Consider the following 19,865-nt stretch of genomic DNA (forward strand, 5'->3'; position numbering starts at 1 on the left):
GAAGTGCTCGTGCGCGAGACGCCGGTCGATCTGGGGCCGCCCCAACGCCGCGCGGTACTGGCCGCGTTGGCCGTGGACGTCGGCCGGCCCGTGCCGGTCGAGGCGCTCGTCGACCGGGTCTGGGGCGCCGAGCCGCCGGAGGGCGCCCGCCGCGCCCTGTACGCGCACATCGCCCGCATCCGGCGGCTGGCGGAACGCCTGGACGACAGCGGCGAGGGGCGATTACCGGTACTGCGCCGCGCCGGCGGCTACCAGCTGGACCTCGACCCGGACCGCGTCGACCTGCACCGCTTCCAGCGCCTGGCCGCGACCGCCCGCGACGGCACGCTGCCCGGCCGCACCCGTGTCGCGCACCTGCGTGAGGCGCTCGCCCTGTGGCGCGGCGAGCCCTTCGCCGGCCTGCCCGGGGCCTGGCCCGCCCGGATGCGCGAGACCTGGCGGCGGCAGCGCGTGGACGCCGCCGTACGGCTCGCGGACATCGAGATCCACGGCGGCGACCCGGCGGCCGTCGTCGGCCAGTTGACGGACCTGCTCGGCGAGTACCCGCTGACGGAACCCCTCGCGGAGGCCCTCATGCGGGCCCTGCACGCGGCCGGCGACAGCGGCGAGGCGCTGCGGTGCTACGCCCTGACCCGCAGACGCCTGGTGGAGGAGCTCGGCACGGAACCCGGCCGGCGGCTGTGGGAGCTGCACCAGCGGATCCTCCGGGACCACCCCGCGGCCCCCGCTTCCGCGCCCGCCCCCGCCCGTGAACACGAGCCCGTCCCCGTCCGCGGACACCCGGCCGCGCCCGCCCCGGCGGCCGCACGACCGGCCCCGGCGACCCCCGCCGGCCCGGACCCGGCCGACCCTGCCGCGCCGGAGGCCCGGCCCGTTCCCGCCGCACCGCGGACCACCCCGGCCGGTGACGGCACCCCGTACACCGCACCCGCCCAACTCCCGCCGGGCGCGGGCGGTTTCACCGGCCGTGTCGACGAACTCGCCCGGCTGGACGCGCTGCTGGCGGACCTCGGGCGGCAACCGGCGGCGGTCGGGGTGGCCGGGCTGTCCGGCATGGGCGGCGTGGGCAAGACCGCACTGGCCGTGCACTGGGCCCGGCAGGCGCGCCCGGCCTTCCCCGACGGGCAGTTGTACGTGAACCTGCGCGGCTACGACCCGAGCGGCGCGCCGCTCTCCCCGGACCGTGCCCTGCGCGGGTTCCTGGAGGCGCTCGGGGTGCCCGCCGCCCGGGTGCCGGAGTCTCTCGACGCCCAGGTCGGCCTGTACCGCAGCCTGTTGTCCGGCCGCCGGGTCCTGGTGGTCCTCGACAACGCCCGGGACGCCGACCAGGCACGGCCGCTGCTGCCCGGTGCGCCGGGCTGTCTGGCCCTGGTGACCAGCCGCGCCCCGCTGACCGGGCTCGCCGCCGCGGAGGGCGCCCGGCTGCTCGCCCTCGGCCTGCTCGGCCCGGAGGAGAGCCGCGAACTGCTCGCCGCCCGCCTCGGCGCCGCCCGGGTGGCCGCCGAGGCCGCCGCGGTCGACGAGATCGTCGTACGGTGTGCCGGGCTGCCGCTCGCGCTCGCGGTCGTCGCCGCCCGCGCCGTCGCCCGCCCCGACGTGCCGCTGGCCGGATTCGCCGAGGAACTGCGCACCGCCGAGCGGATCCTGGACCCCCTGGACACCGGCGACCCGGCCACCGCGGTACGGACGGTCTTCGACTGGTCGTACCGCACGCTCGGCCCGGACGCGGCCCGGCTCTTCCGGTTCCTCGGCCTGCACCCGGGCCCCGACGCCGACCCGACCTCGCTTGCCGCGCTCGCCGGTACGGGGGTGGCCCGGGTGCGGGTCGCGGTGGCCGAACTGACCGAGGCCCACCTGCTGACCGAGCACACCCCGCTCCGCTACACCTGCCACGACCTGCTGCGGGCCCACGCCGTCGAACTGGCCGCCGAGCACGACGACATACGCGCGGTACGGGCCGCGAGCCGCCGCGTCCGGGACCACTACCTGCACACGGCGTACGCGGCCGACGCCCTGCTGACCCGGCGCCGCCACCCGATGACCCTCGCCCCGGCCGAACCCGGCGCGCTGCCCCGCCCGTTGGCCGACTACGACGAGGCGCTGGCCTGGCTGATCGCCGAACAGTGCGTGCTGCTGTCCGCCGTGGAGCGCCCGGCCCCGGGCCTGGACGCCCACACCTGGCAGCAGGCCGCGACCCTGACCACGTTCCTCGAACGCCAGGGCAACTGGCAGGCCCTCACCGACATCCACACCGTCGCCCTGCGCGCGGCCGTGCACCACGAGGACCTGGCCGGACAGGCGGCCGCCCACCGCGGTCTGGGCCTGGCCCGCTTCCAGCTGCGGGACGCGCCCGGCGCCCGGCACCACCTCACCCGCGCCCTCGGCCTCTTCCGGCGCCTGGACAACCACCCCGGCCAGGCGCGCACCTGCCAGAACCTGGCCAAGATGGCCTGGGCGCACGGCGCGAGCAGGGAGGCACTCCAGTACGCGCGCCGCTCGCTGGAACACTTCCGGCTCGCGCACGACCGCGGCGGCCAGGCGGTCGCCCTCAACGACATCGGCTGGTACCTCGCCGAACTCGGCGAGCTGCGCGAGGCACTCGACCACTGCCGGCAGGCACTGCCGCTCGTCCAGGCGACGGGCGACCTCAGCGGCCAGGCGCACACCTGGGACAGCCTCGGCTACATCCACCGGCACCTGGGCCGCCACACCACCGCAGTGGAGTGCTACGACCGGGCCCTCGCCCTCTTCCGCAAGACGGGCGACCTCCGCAGCGAGGCCGTCGGCCTCACCTATCTGGGCGACACCCACGAGGCCGCGGGCGCACCCGGCCCCGCCCTCGACGCCTGGCGGCGGGCCCTGGACCTGTTCGACGAACTGGGCCTGCCGGAGGCCCAGGCGCTGCGCACCAAGATCCGCACCCACGCCGCCGCACGCCGCACCGCCCACCCCGCTTAGGCTCCTCACGTGAACGCACTCTCCGACTTCGGCCCGGCCACAGGCATCGGCTCACTCCCCGGCACCGACGCCCGCGAGGCCGCCAGGACCGCGACCGGCAGCTTCGAGGACTTCCCCTTCCTGCCCGAACTGCCCGCCCGCGGCCCCGGCGCCGACATGATCGGCCGCACCGCGGGCCTGCTCGTCGAGCTGTACGCGCGCGTGGAGCCCAGCGGCTGGCGGCTCGGCGACCGGCCGGGCCGGGACACCAGGCGGGCCGTCTCCTGGCTGGGCGAGGACCTGGACGCGCTGGAGGAGTTCACCCAGGACTACCAGGGACCGGTGAAGGTGCAGGCGGTCGGCCCCTGGACGCTGGCCGCGGCCCTGGAGCTGCGCAACGGCGAGTCGACCCTGTCCGATCCGGGCGCCTGCCGTGACCTGGCCGCCTCCCTCACCGAGGGCCTGCGGCTGCACCTGGCCGAGGTGCGGCGGCGCATCCCCGGCGCCCGCCCGGTGCTCCAGCTCGACGAGCCGTCCCTCACCGCCGTACTGCGCGGGCAGGTGAGGACCGCCTCCGGCTACCGCACCCATCGCGCGGTCGACCGCCAGGTCGTCGAGTCCACCCTGCGCGACGTGATCGGCGTGCACGCCGACGGCCCGGTCGCCGTCCACTCCTGCGCCCCCGACGTCCCCTTCGCCCTGCTCCGCCGTGCCGGAGCGGCCGCCGTCTCCTTCGACTTCTCGCTCCTCACCGAACGTGACGAGGACGCGGTCGGCGAGGCGGTGGAAGGGGGCACCCGGCTGTTCGTCGGTGTCGTGCCGGGCACGGACACGGCATTGTCAGACCCTGCCGGTAGCGTCATGGGTGTCAGGACGCTGTGGCGCAGGCTGGGGCTGCGACCGGGGCTTCTCGCGGAGTCCGTCACGGTCACGCCCACGTGCGGGCTGGCGGGCGCTTCCCCCGCGTACGCCCGGCAGGCGCTCGCCCACTGCGTCCGGGCGGCGAGATCACTCGCTGACAACCCAGAGTAACGGGAGGAACACGGTGGCCGGCGACAAGCAGCAGGCGGAGACGGCAGTGCCCGCCGAGGCACGGGAGAAGCACGCGCGGCTCGCTGAGCAGATCGAGGAGCACCGCTTCCGGTACTACGTGAAGGACGCTCCCGTCATCAGCGACGCGGAGTTCGACAAGCTCCTCAAGACGCTGGAGGCGCTGGAGGAGCAGTACCCGGAGCTGCGCACGCCCGACTCGCCGACCCAGAAGGTCGCGGGGGCGTACGAGACGGAGTTCACGGCGGTCGAGCACCGCGAGCGGATGCTGTCGCTGGACAACACGTTCAACGACGACGACCTGGCGGCCTGGGCCGAGCGGATCCACAAGGAACTGGGCGACCAGGAGTACCACTTCCTGTGCGAGCTGAAGGTCGACGGCCTCGCCGTCAACCTCACCTACGAGCACGGCCGTCTCACCCGCGCGGCGACCCGCGGCGACGGCCGCACCGGCGAGGACATCACGCCCAACGTCCGTACGATCGCGGAGATCCCGGACCGGCTGCACGGCGAGCGCGTCCCCGACCTGGTCGAGATCCGCGGCGAGGTCTACTTCCCGATGGAGAAGTTCGCCGAGCTCAACGAACGCCTGGTCGCGGCCGGCGACAAGCCGTTCGCCAACCCGCGCAACGCGGCGGCCGGTTCACTGCGCCAGAAGGACCCGCGGGTCACCGCAAGCCGCCCGCTGCACATGGTCGTCCACGGCATCGGCGCCCTGGCGGGCTTCGAGGGCCTGAACCGGCTCTCCGAGGCCTACGACCTGCTCAAGACCTGGGGCCTGCCCACCTCCCCGCACAACCGGGTGGTCGACGACCTCGACGGGGTACGGGAGTTCATCGCCTACTACGGCGAGAACCGGCACTCCGTGGAGCACGAGATCGACGGGGTCGTCGTCAAACTGGACGAGATCCGGCTCCAGGGGCGCCTCGGTTCCACGGCCCGTGCACCCCGGTGGGCGATCGCGTACAAGTACGCGCCGGAAGAGGTCAACACCAAGCTCATCGACATCAAGGTGGGCGTCGGCCGCACCGGCCGCGTCACGCCGTACGCCCAGGTCGAGCCGGTCACCGTGGCGGGCAGCGAGGTGGAGTTCGCCACCCTGCACAACCAGGAGGTCGTCAAGGCCAAGGGCGTGCTGATCGGCGACACCGTGGTGCTGCGCAAGGCCGGTGACGTCATCCCGGAGATCCTCGGCCCGGTCGTCGACCTGCGGGACGGCACCGAGCGGGAGTTCGTGATGCCGGCCGAGTGCCCCGAGTGCGGGACACCGCTGCGGGCCATGAAGGAGGGCGACATCGATCTGCGATGCCCCAACGCCCGCACCTGCCCCGCCCAGTTGAGAGAGCGCGTCTCCTACCTCGCGGGCCGGGAGTGCCTGGACATCGAGAACTTCGGCGCGGTGGCGGCGGCGGCGCTCACCCGGCCGCTGGAGCCCGCCGAACCGGCGCTGGTCGACGAGGGCGACCTGTTCGACCTCACCGTCGAGAAGCTGCTGCCCATCAAGGCGTACGTCCTGGACCCGGACAGCGGGCTGCCCAAGCGGGACCCCAAGACCGGCGAGGAGAAGGTCGTCACGGTCTTCGCCAACCAGAAGGGCGAGCCCAAGAAGAACACCCTCGCGCTGCTCCAGCACATCGAGGAGGCGAAGACCCGCCCGCTCGCCCGCTTCCTCAACGGCCTCTCCATCCGGCACGTCGGACCCGTCGCCGCGCAGGCGCTGGCCCGCGAGTTCCGCTCCATCGACCGCATCGAGCAGGCCACCGAGGAGGAGCTGTCGAACATCGACGGCGTCGGCGGCATCATCGCGACCGCGCTCAAGGAGTGGTTCGCCGAGGAGTGGCACCGCGAGATCATCCGAAAGTGGAAGGCCGCTGGAGTTCCGCTGGAGGACGAGTCCACCGGCGAGGACGAGGGGCCGCGTCCGCTGGAGGGCCTCACCGTCGTCGTGACCGGAACCCTGGAGCACTTCACCCGCGACGGCGCCAAGGACGCGCTGCAGAGCCGCGGGGCCAAGGTGACCGGCTCGGTGTCCAAGAAGACGTCGTTCGTGGTCGTGGGTGACAACCCCGGATCGAAGTACGACAAGGCGATGCAGCTGAAGGTTCCGGTCCTCAACGAGGACGGATTTGTCGTCCTTTTGGAGCAGGGGCCGGAAGCGGCGGCCGAAGTAGCCCTTCCGACCGAGGAGTAGCGGTTGAAGGCCACCCGTTCGGCGCATATCAGATGCATACGGGTGGCCGGGGTGCAATCGGGCAACCGTCTACGACCGCTGCCCGTGGAAGCCTTCCGCGGCCTACTGTTGGGATATGCGCCTGCCGTGCCCAGCTGCGGTCGGGGCATTCCCGTGCTCCGGCAGGGCACGGACCGCATGGCGTGGGCACCGCCGGCTGTGAGAGGGACGGGAATGGAACCGACCGAGAGCGCCGCCCCGGGTGCGCGGCTGCCGCTGCGCCGCCGGGCGTGCGCGTGGCGGGGAAGCCGGTGGACGGGTCGGGGCGATCGGCGTCCGGGCGTGCCCGGGATGCCGGTGGCGGGCATCGCGGCGGAGGCGCGCGACCCGCTGCCGCTGGCCGCCGTCGACCCGCCGCCCGACCTGGTCGGCACCGAGCACGAACGGCACCTGTCCTGGCCCGCGCTGCCCGCCGGGGTCGTCGCGGCCGCCGCGTTCGTCCTCGGCGCCGGTTTCTACCGCGCGTTCTCCGACGACCACGCCCTCTTCCCGTCCGGCACGGTCGGCTGGTCGCTGGCCGTGCTGACCGGCATCATCGTCGGCCACCTCGTCCTGCTCGGCCGCGCCCGCTGGTGGGGCGGCACCGGCTCCGGCGCCGCCCTCACCCTCGCCGTCCTCCTGCTGTACGGCTGGGTGCCCGCCGGCATGGTCAGCCTCACCGTCGTCGTCCTGGTCGGCATAGCCAGGCGCCACCGCTGGCGGCAGGGTGTCCTGCACGGCGCGGTGGACATCCTCGGCATCGGTGCCGGAGCGCTGGTGCTCGGCATGTTCGGACGCGTCCCGACCGTCGAGTCGCCCTGGGACCCCACCGGCTGGACCGTCGCCACCGCCCCCGAGGTCGTGCTCGTCGCGGTCGCCTACCTCGCCGTGACCCGCGCCCTGCTCTGGTACCTGCACGCACCGCGCGGCGGTGGCCTGCCCACCGTCGCCCGTACCGCCCTGATGCGCCAGGGCCTGGTCGCCGTCGCCCTGCTCGGCATCGCCCCGCTGATCTGCGTGGTCACCGTCGCCCAGCCGCTGCTGCTGCCGCTGTTCTCCATCCCGTTGGTCGCCCTCGACTCCACCCTGTGGATAGCCCGGGCCCGTGCCGAGGAGCAGCTGCGCGACCCGCTGACCGGACTGCCCAACCGGCAGTGGCTCCTTGAGCGGATATGGACCGCGCTCGACGACGCCGAACGCATCGGCGCCCGCTCCGCCCTCATGCTGATCGACCTCGACCGGTTCCGTTCGGTCAATGACACGCTCGGTCATCTCGCCGGTGACCGGCTGCTCCTCCAGATAGCCGACCGGCTGCGGGCCGCGCTGCCGCGCGGTGCGGAGGCGGCCCGGCTCGGCGGTGACGAGTTCGCGGTCTTACTCCCGGTCGCCGACTCCACGACCTCGGCCACCCGGGTGGCCCGCGGCCTGGTCACGGCGCTCTCGTCCCCGCTCGATCTCGACGGACTCACCCTCGTGCTGGAGGCCAGCGCGGGTGTCGCCGTCTTCCCCGATCACGCGCTCGACGCGGAGGGGCTGCTGCGCCGCGCGGACGTGGCGATGTACCAGGCCAAGCGGGACCGTACCGGCGTCGAGGTGTACGAGTCCAAGCGGGACTCCAACACCCCCGACCGGCTGGGCCTGCTGGGCGATCTGCGGCGCGCCCTGGACGCCCATGAGGTGCAGCTGCACTACCAGCCGAAGGTGCGCTTCGACGGCCAGGTGGCCGGACTCGAGGCGCTGGTGCGGTGGGTGCACCCGGAGCGGGGGAAGGTGCCGCCGGACGAGTTCATAGCGATCGCCGAGTCGTCCGGGCTGATGCCCCATCTGACGGAGTACGTGCTGGAGACCGCGCTCGGGCAGGTCGCCCGGTGGCGGGCGCAGGGGCTGCGGGTGCCGGTGGCGGTCAACGTCTCGCCGCGGGACGTCCACACGCCGGGGTTCGCGGGCCTGGTGGCGGCGCGGCTGGCGCGGCACGGGGTGCCGGCCGGGGCGCTGCAGCTGGAGATAACCGAGCACGTGCTGCTTGAGGACCCGCAGCGGGCCGCCGACACCCTCGCGGGGCTGCACGGGCACGGCGTGAAGATGTCGCTCGACGACTTCGGCACGGGGTATTCGTCGCTCGTGCATCTGCGGCGGCTGCCGGTGAGCGAGCTGAAGATCGACCGGTCCTTCGTGGCCCGGCTGGCGGTCGACAACGAGGACGCGGAGATCGTGCGCTGCACGGTCGATCTCGCGCATTCGCTGGGGCTGCTGGTGGTCGCGGAGGGGGTGGAGGACGACGAGACGTGGGAGCGGCTGCGGGATCTCGGGTGTGACGCGGTGCAGGGGTGGCTGGTGGCCGCGGCGATGCCGCCGGAGGAGACCACGGCGTGGTTGCTGGCGCGGGGGTCGCGGGGGTGGCAGCGGCCGCGGGCGGCGTTGCCGGCCGCCGAATAGTCGCCCACCCGCCCGCCCGTTCACCGTCTCTGAAGAGGTGAGCGTCTGCCGTGGGGGTGCGGCGCGTTCGGCGGCTGCGGGTTGAGTGTGGTTGCCCGCGCAGTTCCTCGCGCCCCTAAAGACAGGGGCGCTGGCCCCTTGCGGAGTGACGAAGTGGCCGACCGGCAAGGTCGGCTTGTCTCCTGCGCCTTCCCGTTCGCTTCCGGCGTCTGTGGATCGATACGCTCTGGATTCTAGCAACGCTAGCCAATCTGTCGGCGCTCTGTTAGCGTCACTCTCAGACCTAGCGCTGCTAGAAAACCGGAAACGGAGCGTCCGTCATGACTGTCACCGCGTACACGCTCGCCGTCGTGCTCGACCTGTTCTGCGTGTTCCTCGGCTACCGGTTCCTGTTCCAGCCCGGGCCCGCCGCCGTCGGCTACGGCGTCCCGGCCGACCCGAAGGGCGACGCCGCCGCCTACCTCACGAACAAGGGCCTCAACGACGGCACCTTCGGTGTCCTGGGCCTCGCCCTGCTCGCCTTCGCCGGCGCCCGTGCCGAGGCCTGGTTCATGCTCTGCGTGGCACTCGTACCGCTCTTCGACACGCTGATAGTGCTGCGCCACGGCGGAGCGAAGGCCGTCGCGTACGGGATCCACTTCGCCACCGCGGTCGTTGTCCTGGTGAGTGCGGTACTGCTGTTCCTCGTGTGAACGACACGTCCATCAACAGGGGGTCTGGGAAATGTCGTTGTTCGTACCGAAGTTCGATGAGTCCGTGATCGTGCGGGAGGCCGACGCCGAGGTCGTCGGCGGTGACCCGGTCGGTGTCAGGCTGCTCGCCGACAGCAGTGCCACCGGCGGCGCCCTGTCCACCGTGCGCGTCACCCTCGGCGAGGGCGCCGACGGCGCCGTACCGCATCTGCACCGCAACTCCGCCGAGATGTTCTACCTGCTCGACGGCGCCGCCGACGTGCTCTCCGGCGCCGACGTCGTCACCGCCGGACCCGGTGACCTGGTCGTCGTCCCGCCCGGCAAGCCGCACGCCTTCGCCGCCGTCCCCGGCAGCACCGCCGACATCCTCATCGTCATCACACCGGGCGTGGAGCGCTTCGAGTACTTCCGCCATCTCCAGCGGCTGCGCCTCGGCGAGGCCACCCTGGAGAGCCTCCTGGAGGTGCAGGAGCTGTACGACAACCACTACCTGCGGAGCGAGGCCTGGGACACCCGCCACTGAAACCGTTTAACGGGTATCCGCCCCCGCCCCATAGGATTGGCTCCAAACCACACACACTCACCCCAGAGGAACGCTGCATGCCTGGCATCACGCGCGAGGAGGTCGCCCACCTCGCCCGGCTGGCGCGTCTGGAGCTGAAGCCCGAAGAACTCGAACACTTCGCCGGCCAGCTCGACGACATCATCGGCGCGGTCGCCCGCGTCAGCGAGGTCGCCGACCAAGACGTACCGCCGACCTCGCACCCGCTGCCGCTGACGAACGTCATGCGCGCGGACGAGGTCCGTCCCTCGCTCACCCCCGCGCAGGCGCTCTCCGGCGCCCCGGCCCAGGAGCAGCAGCGTTTCAAGGTGCCGCAGATCCTGGGGGAGGACTAGACAGCCATGACGGACATCATCAAGCTCGGCGCCGCCGAGATCGCCGCGAAGATCGCCGCCGGCGAGCTCACCGCCGTGCAGGTCACCGAGGCGCACCTGGCCCGGATCGAGGCCGTCGACGAGAAGGTGCACGCCTTCCTGCACGTCGACCGCGAGGGCGCCCTGGCGCAGGCGCGTGCCGTCGACGAGAAGAAGGCCCGCGGCGAGAAGCTCGGCCCCCTCGCCGGGGTGCCGCTCGCGCTCAAGGACATCTTCACCACCGAGGGCGTGCCGACCACCGTCGGTTCGAAGATCCTCGAAGGCTGGATCCCGCCGTACGACGCCACGCTCACCAAGCGGCTCAAGGCCGCCGACGTGGTCATCCTCGGCAAGACCAACATGGACGAGTTCGCCATGGGGTCCAGCACCGAGAACAGCGCGTACGGGCCCACCGGCAACCCGTGGGATCTGACCAAGATCCCCGGTGGTTCCGGTGGCGGCTCGTCGGCCGCCCTCGCCTCCTTCCAGGCGCCGCTCGCCATCGGCACCGACACCGGCGGCTCCATCCGCCAGCCGGCCTCCGTGACCGGCACGGTGGGCGTCAAGCCGACCTACGGGGCCGTGTCCCGGTACGGCATGGTCGCGTTCTCCAGCTCCCTGGACCAGGGCGGCCCCTGTGCCCGTACGGTCCTGGACGCGGCGCTGCTGCACGAGGTCATCGCCGGGCACGACCCGCTGGACTCCACCTCCATCGACGCGCCCGTCCCGCCGGTCGTCGAGGCCGCCCGCAACGGCAGCGTCGAGGGCATGCGCGTCGGCGTGGTCAAGCAGTTCCGCGGCGAGGGCTACCAGGCCGGTGTCATCCAGCGGTTCGACGAGTCCGTCGCGCTGCTGAAGGAGCTGGGCGCCGAGATCGTCGAGCTGGACTGCCCGTCCTTCGACCTCGCGCTGTCGGCGTACTACCTGATCGCGCCGAGCGAGTGTTCGAGCAACCTCGCCCGCTTCGACGGCCTGCGCTACGGCCTGCGGACGGGCGACGACGGCGGTCACTCGGCCGAGGAGGTCACCTCCCTCACCCGCGAGGCGGGCTTCGGCCCCGAGGTCAAGCGCCGCATCATGCTCGGCACGTACGCCCTGAGCTCCGGCTACTACGACGCGTACTACGGCTCCGCCCAGAAGGTCCGCACGCTCATCACGCGCGACTTCGAGAAGGCCTTCGAGCAGGTGGACGTCATCGTCTCGCCCACGACGCCGACCACCGCCTTCCCGATCGGCGAGCGTGCCGACGACCCGATGGCGATGTACCTGGCCGACCTGTGCACCATCCCGACGAACCTCGCGGGCAACGCGGCCATGTCGCTGCCCTGCGGTCTCGCCCCGGAGGACAACCTCCCGGTGGGCCTGCAGATCATCGCCCCGGCCCTCAAGGACGACCGGCTTTACAAGGTCGGCGCCGCCGTCGAGGCCGCCTTCGTGGAAAGGTGGGGGCACCCGCTCCTGGAGGAGGCACCGTCGCTGTGAGCAACGCACTGTCGAAGGCCAAGGGCTTCAAGAAGTCGAAGTCCGGTACGTACCTGTCCATGGCCACCACCGCGTTCGGCGCGGTCGGTGTCGCCAAGCAGATCAAGAAGGCCCGCGCCGAGCACGACACGCTCCGGCTCATCGACGCCACCGTGTCCGCCGTCGCGATCGTCACCGGTTTCGCCCTGCTGTACCGCGAGCTGAAGCGGCTGGGCGACGACGACGTCCTGCTGGGCTGAGAGGGAAGTTTCACCGTGACCACCACGATCGACCTGGTGTCGTACGAGGACGCGCTGGCGTCCTACGACCCCGTCATGGGCCTCGAGGTCCACGTCGAACTCGGCACCAGGACCAAGATGTTCTGCGGCTGTTCGACCGAGCTGGGCGCCGAGCCCAACTCGCAGACCTGCCCGACCTGCCTCGGCCTGCCCGGCGCGCTCCCGGTCGTCAACGCGACCGGCGTCGAGTCCGCGATCAAGATCGGCCTCGCGCTGAACTGCGAGATCGCCGAGTGGTGCCGCTTCGCCCGGAAGAACTACTTCTATCCGGACATGCCGAAGAACTTCCAGACCTCCCAGTACGACGAGCCGATCGCCTTCAACGGCTACCTCGACGTACAGCTGGAGGACGGCACGTCCTTCCGCGTGGAGATCGAGCGCGCCCACATGGAGGAGGACACCGGCAAGTCGACGCACGTCGGCGGCGCCACCGGCCGTATCCACGGCGCGTCCCACTCCCTGCTCGACTACAACCGCGCGGGCATCCCGCTCATCGAGATCGTCACCAAGCCGATCGAGGGAGCGGGCGAGCGGGCCCCCGAGGTCGCGCGGGCGTACGTCCGTGAGCTGCGCGAGGTCATCCGGGCGCTCGGTGTCTCCGAGGCCCGGATGGAGATGGGCCAGATGCGCTGCGACGTGAACCTGTCGCTGCGCCCCAACGGCACCGCGAAGTTCGGCACCCGCTCCGAGACGAAGAACGTGAACTCGCTGCGGTCCGTGGAACGCGCGGCCCGCTTCGAGATCATGCGGCACGCGGCCGTGCTCGACGGCGGCGGGACGATCATCCAGGAGACCCGGCACTTCCACGAGGACACCGGGTCGACGACCTCGGGCCGCGTGAAGGAGGAGGCCGAGGACTACCGGTACTTCCCGGAGCCCGACCTGGTCCCGGTCGCCCCGTCCCGCGAGTGGGTCGAGGAGATCCGCGCCGCGCTGCCGGAGCTGCCGCTGGCCCGCCGTACCCGGCTGCTCGCCGAGTGGGGCATCTCCGCGGTGGAGATGCAGGCGATCATCAACGCCGGTGCGCTGGACCTGATCGTCGCCACCATCGACGCCGGGGCCGACGCGGCCTCCGCCCGCAAGTGGTGGATGGGCGAACTGGCGCGCAGCGCCAACGAGTCGGGCACCTCGCTCGACGAGCTGGCGATCACCCCGGCGCAGGTCGCCCGGGTCACCGAGCTGGTCTCGAAGGGTGACCTGAACGACAAGCTGGCCCGCCAGGTCATCGAGGGCGTCCTCGCGGGCGAGGGCACCCCCGACGAGGTCGTCGACAAGCGCGGTCTGAAGGTCGTCTCCGACGACTCCGCGCTCGGTACGGCCGTCGACGAGGCCATCGCCGGCAACCCCGGCATCGCCGACAAGATCCGCAGCGGCAAGGTGGCCGCGGCGGGCGCGCTGGTCGGCGCGGTCATGAAGGCGACCCGCGGCCAGGCCGACGCGGCCCGCGTCAAGGAGCTGATCCTGGAGAAGCTGGGCGTCAGCGAGGGCTGAGCAGGCCGCACGCACGTGACACGGCCCCGGAGGCAGCGCTTCCGGGGCCGTGGCGCGTCAGCGGCGGCGGCCCACGATCCGGGCGAAGCCGAGCAGCCGGCCCCGGTCCGCCTTCACCAGCTCCACCGACTCCCGGGCCATCCGGGCCATCTCCGGGTACGGGCTCTCCGCGGCGCACACCTCGCTCCACAGCAGCCAGTCGCGCCAGCCGTCCTCCAGCCAGTCGGCGGCCTCGACCTGCACGGCCCCGCTGCGCGTCCAGTGCCGGTGCCACCAGTCGGCGGAGTGGAACGCCCAGAAACCGGGGTCCCAGTGCGCCTTCAGATGTTCCGGCGGCTCGGCGCCCGCCAGTTCCTCGCGGACCGCGGGCACCACGATCCCGATCCGCCCGCCGGGCTTCAACAGCCGGGTGAGCGTGGGCAGATAGAGGTCGGCGGTGCCGAAGTACTGGTACGCGTCGACCGAGACGATCGCGTCGAAGCCGCCCTCGGCGAAGGGCAGGTCGTGCGCTTCGACGTGCACCGGCTGCACGCGGTCGGCGAACCCCGCCTCGGCGATCCGCCGGGCGTTGTCGTCGGGCCTGACCCAGAGGTCCGCGGCGGTGACCTGCGCGTGGAACTCCCTGGCCAGGAAGATCGAGGTCATCGCCCGGCCGCAGCCCAGGTCGAGCACGCGCGCGCAGGGGCGCAGCGCGTCCAGGCCCAGGGCGGGGGCCAGCCATTCCAGCAGCCACAGGGCGTGCGGGCCCATCTGGTTCTCGACGGCCCAGCGGGCGTCGTAGGTGCTGCTGAGCGGATACCGGGGGAGGGTCAGACGGTCAGTGAGAGAGGCGTCCTTCGACGGTGCGGGAGAGACGGCGTCGGACATCGCTGAACGGGCTCCTTGTGATCTTCGTAGTGAAGGGCGATGAACAGGAGCTCATTCGGACCGTCAAAAAATGCACCCGCTTCGGTCGTCGGCGAGGGGCCGGTCAGGGCTGACCAGCGGAAGCTAGCAGTTCTCGACCTGGTCCGCAGCCGATTTCCTCAGGTGCGGGTACTACGCTCGCCCGCCATGACCGGACACGCCGAATCCGACGCCGAACCCGAGCCAACCGGGGTGGCGGCCGCGGAGGACGAGGACATGGACGGGGACGAGGACGAGGACCTCTACGAGGACGCCCGTCGGGCCCGCTGGACCGCCACCATGACCGGGGTGCTGCTGGCCCTGATGGGGCTCACCGCCGCGTCGATGAGAGTGGGCGGGGGCGTGGCCGCGGTGGTGCCGGCCGCCTACGGCTCCGGATCCGCCGTGTGCGTGTTCGCGGGGGCGCTCGGAGCCCGGGGCCGTACCCGCTGGGCCCTCTGGCTGATGATCCTGGGCACCATGGTGATGGCCCTCGGCGACCAGTTCGACTGACCCGCCGCCCCGGACCGGCGTCGAGCCGCCCGAGTGCCGCGCCGCGCATGAGAGGCTCGGCGTGCCGGCCGAGGACGCGGTGGAACTGGAGAAGCAACGATGTACGCGATATCCCTGGGTGACGACGGCGCCGAACTGCGCCCACTGGAGCCCTGGCACGCCGAGGAGTTCCTGGCCCACCTGGACCGCGGGCGGGAGTTCATCGGACAGTTCATCTCCTTCGGCTCCAAGGAGACGGACGTGCCCTCCGCACGGGCCATGCTCCAGCGGTACGCCGACCTGCGCGCCGCCGACACCGGCTCCCTGCACGGCCTGTGGCTGGGGGGCACGCTCGTCGGCGGGGTGCTCTTCCTGAACTTCGACGCCGAACACGGGAACGCCGAGGTCGGCTGCTGGCTGGAGCCGGCCGGCACCGGCCGCGGACTCGTCACGCGCGCGATGCGGGTACTCCTCGACTTCGCGGTCGAGCAGCGCGGCATCCACCGGATCGAGTGGGTCGCCGCCTCGGGCAACGAGCCCAGCCTGAACGTGGCCCGGCGGCTGGGGATGACCCGCGATGGCGTACGCCGCGAGGCACACCCCTATGGTGGCCTACGGCACGACCTGGAGGTGTGGTCGATCCTCGCCCCGGAATGGCGTGAAGCACGCGCGCGTGCCGCAGAGAACGATCATTAAGACGCCTCTCAGACAGGATCCGTACGGTGCCGGACATGGGAACCAAGACAGCTGACGAGACCGGTGCCGCGACGGGCACCGAAGCCACGACCGACGAGGAGAAGGTGAGCGTCACCAAGAGCGCCGACGCCGTGTCGGAGTCCGGTACCGAGGCCGGGGCCGAGCCGGAGGCGGCGGCCGCCGGTACCGAGGCCGCCGACGGCACGGACGCCGACCTCGACGCGGAGGACCTGGAGGACGACGCCGACCTTGCCGGGGACCTGGCCGAGGCCGAGGGCCCGTCCGGGGTCGGCCAGGGCGCCGGTGCCGTCGTCTCCGTCGTGCTCGGCCTGGTCTCCCTCACGGGCGGCTGGATCGGTACGGTGGCCGCCGCCCGCGAGACCCTCATCGGCCAGCTCCAGACCTCGTCGAGCGCGAGCGTCGCCACGCAGGTCAAGGAGGTGTACGGCGACGCGTGGCAGACCACCGCGCTGTGGGCCGGCCTGTTCGCGCTGGCCGCGCTGCTCACCGCTGTCGTGGTGCTGGTCCGGCCCGCCTTCGGCGCCCCCGGCAGGACGCAGGCGCCGTGGATCAAGTCGGTCGCCTGGGCGGGTGTCGCGCTCGCTGTCATCGGCCTGCTGCTCGCCGTCCTCAAGTACTCCGACGCACTCCTCGGACTGCCGTCGACCAGCTGAGACCGGCTGCGAAAGCCCAGCTCAGAAGGGGCCTTAGGGCGTCCGTAAGCACCTTACGGACGACCTGAGGCCCCTTACGCGTGTCCGGGGGCCGGCACCCCCGCGAAGATGCGGAACTCTCCCGATGTGGCGCGCCCCCCTGGGAGACGAAGGTGGAGACATCGCGGAAAGCGAAGCCCCACCACCCGCTCTCACAAGGGACACACCATGTTCGAGTACGAACTCCACCGCATCCGTTCCGCCGAACTGCGCCGCCAGGCCGCGGAGGCCCGGCTCGCCCGCGAGGCCGTCCGCGCCCGCCGCGCCGCGAGCCGCGAGGCCGAGCACCACGCCGTGGCGGAGGAGGCGCATACGGACCGCCGCGGCCGGCGCCGGCTCCCACGCGCCGCGTGAACACGGGCCGGCCGGGCGGCGCCGACCGCCCGGAGGCCGGGAACGGGAAAGCCGGTGGCCTTACGGGGGTTGGCCACCGGCTTCCCCCGTCGCTGACCCCGGTGCTTCCCCCACCGCCGTCCATCGGTACGACAAGCGCACCGGTGCTGTGGAAAACCCGTGGGGTGGCCTCCGGTCCCCATGCAATGCTCTGGCCTGTGGAGACCAGGTCCGTGAGTCCCGTGTTCGTAGGCCGCAGCGACGAGTTGGACACACTGAACGACGCGCTCGGGCGTGCCGGAGCCGCCGAGCCGCAGGCGCTGCTGCTCGGCGGCGAGGCCGGTGTCGGCAAGACCCGGCTGGTCGAGGAGTTCGCCACGGCCGCCTGCCGGCAGGGCGCGGTCGTCGCCCTGGGCGGCTGCGTGGAGATCGGCGCCGACGGACTGCCGTTCGCACCCTTCTCCACCGCCCTGCGCGCGCTGTGGGCCGCCCTGCCCGACGAACTGGCCGCGGCGGCGGCCGGCCAGGAGGACGAGCTGGCCCGGCTGCTGCCCGAGCTCGGCGAGGCCACCTCGAGCCGGCACGACGAACAGGGCATGGCCCGCCTCTTCGAGCTCACCGCGCGGCTGCTGGAGCGGGTCGCCGCCGACCGCACGGTGGTCCTCGCCCTGGAGGACCTGCACTGGGCCGATTCCTCCACCCGCCACCTCCTCGCCTACCTGCTGCGCACCCTGCGCACCGGCCGGCTCGTCGTCCTCGCCACCTACCGCTCCGACGACATCCACCGCCGCCACCCGCTGCGCCCCCTGCTCGCCGAACTCGACCGGCTGCGCACCGTCCGCCGCCTCGAACTCGCCCGGTTCACCCGCGAGGAGGTCGGCCGCCAGATCGCCGGCATCCTCGCCACCGAACCCGACCCCGCCCAGGTCGACGAGATCTTCGAACGCTCCGACGGCAACGCCTTCTTCGTCGAGGAGCTGGCCGTCGCCGCCGCCGAGGGCTCCTGCACCGGCCTCACCGACTCGCTGCGCGACCTGCTCCTGGTCCGCGTCGAGGCGCTGCCCGAGAGCGCCCAGCGGGTCGTCCGGATCGTCGCCGAGGGCGGCTCCACCGTCGAGTACCGCCTGCTGGAGGCGGTCGCCCGGCTCGCCGAGGACGACCTCATCGAGGCACTGCGCGCCGCCGTCGGCGCCAACATCCTCACCCCCACCCCCGCCGGCGACGGCTACCGCTTCCGGCACTCCCTGGTCCGCGAGGCCGTCGCCGACGACCTGCTGCCCGGCGAGCGCTCCCGGCTCAACCGACGCTATGCCGAGACCCTGGAGAGCGACCCCCAACTGGTCCCGGCCGACGCGCGCGTGACCCGCCTGGCCAGCTACTGGTACCAGGCCCACGACCCGGCCAAGGCCCTGCCCGCCGTCCTCGACGCCTCGGTCGTGGCCCGCCGCCGGCACGCCTACAGCGAGCAACTGCGGCTCCTGGAGCGGGCGATGGAGCTGTGGGACACCGCCCCCGAGGAGATCCGCGCCGCCCTGCGCCCCGTCGACTACACCGACGTCTACCCGCCCTGCGGCTGCGACCCCGGCACCGAGCCGCTGCGCTATCTCGACCTGATGGCGGAGGCGGCCGTCGCGGGCCGCTACTGCGGAGAGCGCGAACGCGCCCTGAAGATCACCAAGAAGGCGCTGCGGATCCTCCAGGAGGAGCACGACCCGCAGCGCGCCGCCTGGTTCTGGGTGCAGCGCTCCCGGCTGGTCCAGGGCCTGGCCCGGGGCGACGGCCGGCAGGAGCTCGGCACCGCCCAGGACCTGGTGCGCGGCCTGCCGCCCTCCGAGGTGCACGCCGATGTGCTGGCCAACGCCGCCGGCTGGTCCATGCTCCACGAACCCGGCCCCGAGGCCTTCGCCGCCGCCGAGCGCGCCGTGCAGTACGCGCGGATGGTGGGCGCCCGCGAGACCGAGCTCAACGCCCGGATCACCCTCGGCTGCCTCATGGTCGACGCCGGCGACGTCGAGGACGGTCTGGAAGAGCTGCACCGGGTCAAGGACGCCGTGCTCCGGGAAGGCGTCGCCCATGTCGCGGGACGCGTCTACACGAACCTCCCCTCCAAGCTGGAGTCGGTCGGCCGCTCCCGGGAGGCCGCGCCGATCCTGCGCGAGGGTGTCGTCTTCACCCGCAGATACGGCCTGCTGGACTCCGAGGCATGGATCTGGGGCAACCTCTCCGAATCGCTGTACGCGCTCGGCCAGTGGGACGAGGCCGCGGAAGCCGCGGCGGGCGCCCTGGGCTCCGCGGCCAGCGCCAAGCCCCGCGGCGCCGGCGCCCTGCGCCTCGCCCATATCGCCCTCGCCCGGGGCGACGCCGCCGAGGCCGGCCGCCAACTGGCCATCGCCCAGGCCCACTACGGCACCCACGACCCGATGCCCCAGGTACAGCTGCCCGTGGCCCGCATCGCCATCGGCGTCGCCGCCGAGGAGGGCCGGCTCCTGGACGCCCGTGCCGAGCTGGACCGCGCCCTGACGGCCGGCTTCCCGCCCGGCACCCAGCACTGCGGCTGGCCGCTGCTGCTCGCCGCAGCCGGCGCCGAGGCCGACGCCCGCACCCTGCCCGCGGCGGCCGAGGGCCGCGCCGAGACCCTTGACCGGCTCGCCGAGGCCGTCCGCAAGCTCACCACCGGCGCGCCCCTCTGGCAGGGGTACGAGCGCTGGACCCGCGCCGAGCTGCACCGTGCCCGGGGCACCGACACCGTCGCCCTCTGGTCGGACGTGGTCACCGACTTCGAGTGCCTGGACCGCCCCTACGACCTCGCCCGGGTCCGGCGCCGCCTCGCCCAGGCCCTGCTCGAAGCGGCCACCGGCGAGGACGAACGCGACCGCGCCACGGAACTCCTCCGGCTGGCCGGAGCCGTCGCCGACCACCTGGGCGCCCGCCCGCTCGCCGAGGCCGTCGCCCTGCTCGCCCAGCGTGCCCGCCTCACCCTCACCCCCCGTGCTTCCCGCCGGGCCCTCGACCCCGCCGAGAGCCTCGGCCTCACCAGCCGGGAGCGCGACGTCCTCCGCCTGGTCTCGGCCGGCCGTACCAACCGCCAGATCGCCGAGGAGCTCTTCATCTCCCCGAAGACCGCGAGCGTCCACGTCTCGAACATTCTGGGCAAGCTGGGCGTTGCAGGAAGGGGCGAGGCGGCGGCGGTGGCACACAGACTGGAGTTGTTCCCCGTCGAGGCCCTCGACCCGACCAGGTAGGGGGACCGGCAGAG

At 72.8% G+C, this 19,865-nt stretch carries 16 protein-coding genes; 15 read left to right on the forward strand and 1 reads right to left on the reverse strand.

Translation table 11 applies throughout. From position 1 onward, the window contains the following. Positions 1-9 precede the first annotated feature (9 nt). The 10 genes from ACWGKQ_RS37935 (at position 10) to gatB (ending at position 13,490) form a co-directional block, all read left to right on the forward strand. Entirely contained in the window at positions 10-2,958 is a 2,949-nt protein-coding gene (locus tag ACWGKQ_RS37935) for an AfsR/SARP family transcriptional regulator (protein WP_453296592.1), read from the forward strand. 9 nt (positions 2,959-2,967) lie between these two features. After that, positions 2,968-3,969: a methionine synthase gene (locus ACWGKQ_RS37940; protein WP_453296593.1), complete on the forward strand. Its 1,002-nt coding sequence runs from the start codon at positions 2,968-2,970 to the stop codon at positions 3,967-3,969. A 13-nt stretch (positions 3,970-3,982) separates the two neighbouring features. Then, on the forward strand, positions 3,983-6,178 hold the full coding sequence (gene ligA, locus ACWGKQ_RS37945) for an NAD-dependent DNA ligase LigA (RefSeq protein ID WP_453296594.1): 2,196 nt from the start codon (positions 3,983-3,985) through the stop codon (positions 6,176-6,178). 213 nt (positions 6,179-6,391) lie between these two features. Continuing rightward, entirely contained in the window at positions 6,392-8,632 is a 2,241-nt protein-coding gene (locus ACWGKQ_RS37950; RefSeq protein ID WP_453296595.1) for a putative bifunctional diguanylate cyclase/phosphodiesterase, read from the forward strand. A 320-nt stretch (positions 8,633-8,952) separates the two neighbouring features. Continuing rightward, positions 8,953-9,324 carry a DUF4267 domain-containing protein gene (locus ACWGKQ_RS37955; protein ID WP_453296596.1) on the forward strand — a complete coding sequence of 124 codons (372 nt, stop codon included), beginning with the start codon at positions 8,953-8,955 and terminating at the stop codon, positions 9,322-9,324. 31 nt (positions 9,325-9,355) lie between these two features. Beyond that, positions 9,356-9,847: a cupin domain-containing protein gene (locus tag ACWGKQ_RS37960; protein WP_453296597.1), complete on the forward strand. Its 492-nt coding sequence runs from the start codon at positions 9,356-9,358 to the stop codon at positions 9,845-9,847. A 77-nt stretch (positions 9,848-9,924) separates the two neighbouring features. Continuing rightward, entirely contained in the window at positions 9,925-10,221 is a 297-nt protein-coding gene (gene gatC / locus ACWGKQ_RS37965) for an Asp-tRNA(Asn)/Glu-tRNA(Gln) amidotransferase subunit GatC (protein WP_067164579.1), read from the forward strand. Positions 10,222-10,227: 6 nt separating this feature from the next. Next, entirely contained in the window at positions 10,228-11,721 is a 1,494-nt protein-coding gene (gene gatA, locus ACWGKQ_RS37970; RefSeq protein WP_453296598.1) for an Asp-tRNA(Asn)/Glu-tRNA(Gln) amidotransferase subunit GatA, read from the forward strand. Then, positions 11,718-11,960: a hypothetical protein gene (locus tag ACWGKQ_RS37975; RefSeq protein ID WP_089098594.1), complete on the forward strand. Its 243-nt coding sequence runs from the start codon at positions 11,718-11,720 to the stop codon at positions 11,958-11,960. The genes gatA and ACWGKQ_RS37975 overlap by 4 nt, the downstream gene beginning before the upstream one ends. Positions 11,961-11,975: 15 nt before the next feature. Beyond that, complete coding sequence (gatB, locus tag ACWGKQ_RS37980) at positions 11,976-13,490, forward strand: Asp-tRNA(Asn)/Glu-tRNA(Gln) amidotransferase subunit GatB (RefSeq protein ID WP_453296599.1); 1,515 nt, start codon at positions 11,976-11,978, stop codon at positions 13,488-13,490. Positions 13,491-13,547: 57 nt separating this feature from the next. Here the strand turns inward: gatB and ACWGKQ_RS37985 are convergent, their stop codons facing one another. Continuing rightward, positions 13,548-14,357, reverse strand: a complete 810-nt coding sequence (locus tag ACWGKQ_RS37985) for an SAM-dependent methyltransferase (RefSeq protein ID WP_453296600.1) — start codon at positions 14,355-14,357, stop codon at positions 13,548-13,550. A gap of 186 nt (positions 14,358-14,543) precedes the next feature. On the opposite strand from ACWGKQ_RS37985, the gene ACWGKQ_RS37990 reads away from it, so the two are divergent. The 5 genes from ACWGKQ_RS37990 (at position 14,544) to ACWGKQ_RS38010 (ending at position 19,851) form a co-directional block, all read left to right on the forward strand. After that, on the forward strand, positions 14,544-14,888 hold the full coding sequence (locus ACWGKQ_RS37990) for a hypothetical protein (protein WP_453296601.1): 345 nt from the start codon (positions 14,544-14,546) through the stop codon (positions 14,886-14,888). Between the two features lie 99 nt (positions 14,889-14,987). Further along, positions 14,988-15,563 carry a GNAT family N-acetyltransferase gene (locus ACWGKQ_RS37995; RefSeq protein ID WP_453296602.1) on the forward strand — a complete coding sequence of 192 codons (576 nt, stop codon included), beginning with the start codon at positions 14,988-14,990 and terminating at the stop codon, positions 15,561-15,563. Positions 15,564-15,598: 35 nt separating this feature from the next. After that, a complete protein-coding gene (locus ACWGKQ_RS38000) occupies positions 15,599-16,237 on the forward strand; it encodes a hypothetical protein (RefSeq protein WP_453296603.1) in 639 nt (212 codons plus the stop codon). Between the two features lie 207 nt (positions 16,238-16,444). Continuing rightward, complete coding sequence (locus ACWGKQ_RS38005) at positions 16,445-16,630, forward strand: hypothetical protein (protein ID WP_453296604.1); 186 nt, start codon at positions 16,445-16,447, stop codon at positions 16,628-16,630. A 185-nt stretch (positions 16,631-16,815) separates the two neighbouring features. Continuing rightward, positions 16,816-19,851: a helix-turn-helix transcriptional regulator gene (locus tag ACWGKQ_RS38010; protein WP_453296605.1), complete on the forward strand. Its 3,036-nt coding sequence runs from the start codon at positions 16,816-16,818 to the stop codon at positions 19,849-19,851. The last annotated feature ends 14 nt before the right edge of the window (positions 19,852-19,865 follow it).

The sequence above is a fragment of the Streptomyces sp. NPDC054770 genome (assembly GCF_053611985.1).

Bases quoted from the DNA above. Each gene is read 5' to 3' on its own strand.
- ACWGKQ_RS37955 (WP_453296596.1), top strand. From the start codon at position 8,953: ATGACTGTCACCGCGTACACGCTCGCCGTCGTGCTCGACCTGTTCTGC.
- ACWGKQ_RS38000 (WP_453296603.1), top strand. From the start codon at position 15,599: ATGGGAACCAAGACAGCTGACGAGACCGGTGCCGCGACGGGCACCGAA.
- ACWGKQ_RS37990 (WP_453296601.1), top strand. From the start codon at position 14,544: ATGACCGGACACGCCGAATCCGACGCCGAACCCGAGCCAACCGGGGTG.
- ACWGKQ_RS37985 (WP_453296600.1), bottom strand. From the start codon at position 14,357: ATGTCCGACGCCGTCTCTCCCGCACCGTCGAAGGACGCCTCTCTCACT.
- gatA (WP_453296598.1), top strand. From the start codon at position 10,228: ATGACGGACATCATCAAGCTCGGCGCCGCCGAGATCGCCGCGAAGATC.
- ACWGKQ_RS37995 (WP_453296602.1), top strand. From the start codon at position 14,988: ATGTACGCGATATCCCTGGGTGACGACGGCGCCGAACTGCGCCCACTG.
- gatC (WP_067164579.1), top strand. From the start codon at position 9,925: ATGCCTGGCATCACGCGCGAGGAGGTCGCCCACCTCGCCCGGCTGGCG.
- ACWGKQ_RS37960 (WP_453296597.1), top strand. From the start codon at position 9,356: ATGTCGTTGTTCGTACCGAAGTTCGATGAGTCCGTGATCGTGCGGGAG.
- ACWGKQ_RS37950 (WP_453296595.1), top strand. From the start codon at position 6,392: ATGGAACCGACCGAGAGCGCCGCCCCGGGTGCGCGGCTGCCGCTGCGC.
- ACWGKQ_RS38010 (WP_453296605.1), top strand. From the start codon at position 16,816: ATGCTCTGGCCTGTGGAGACCAGGTCCGTGAGTCCCGTGTTCGTAGGC.
- ACWGKQ_RS38005 (WP_453296604.1), top strand. From the start codon at position 16,445: ATGTTCGAGTACGAACTCCACCGCATCCGTTCCGCCGAACTGCGCCGC.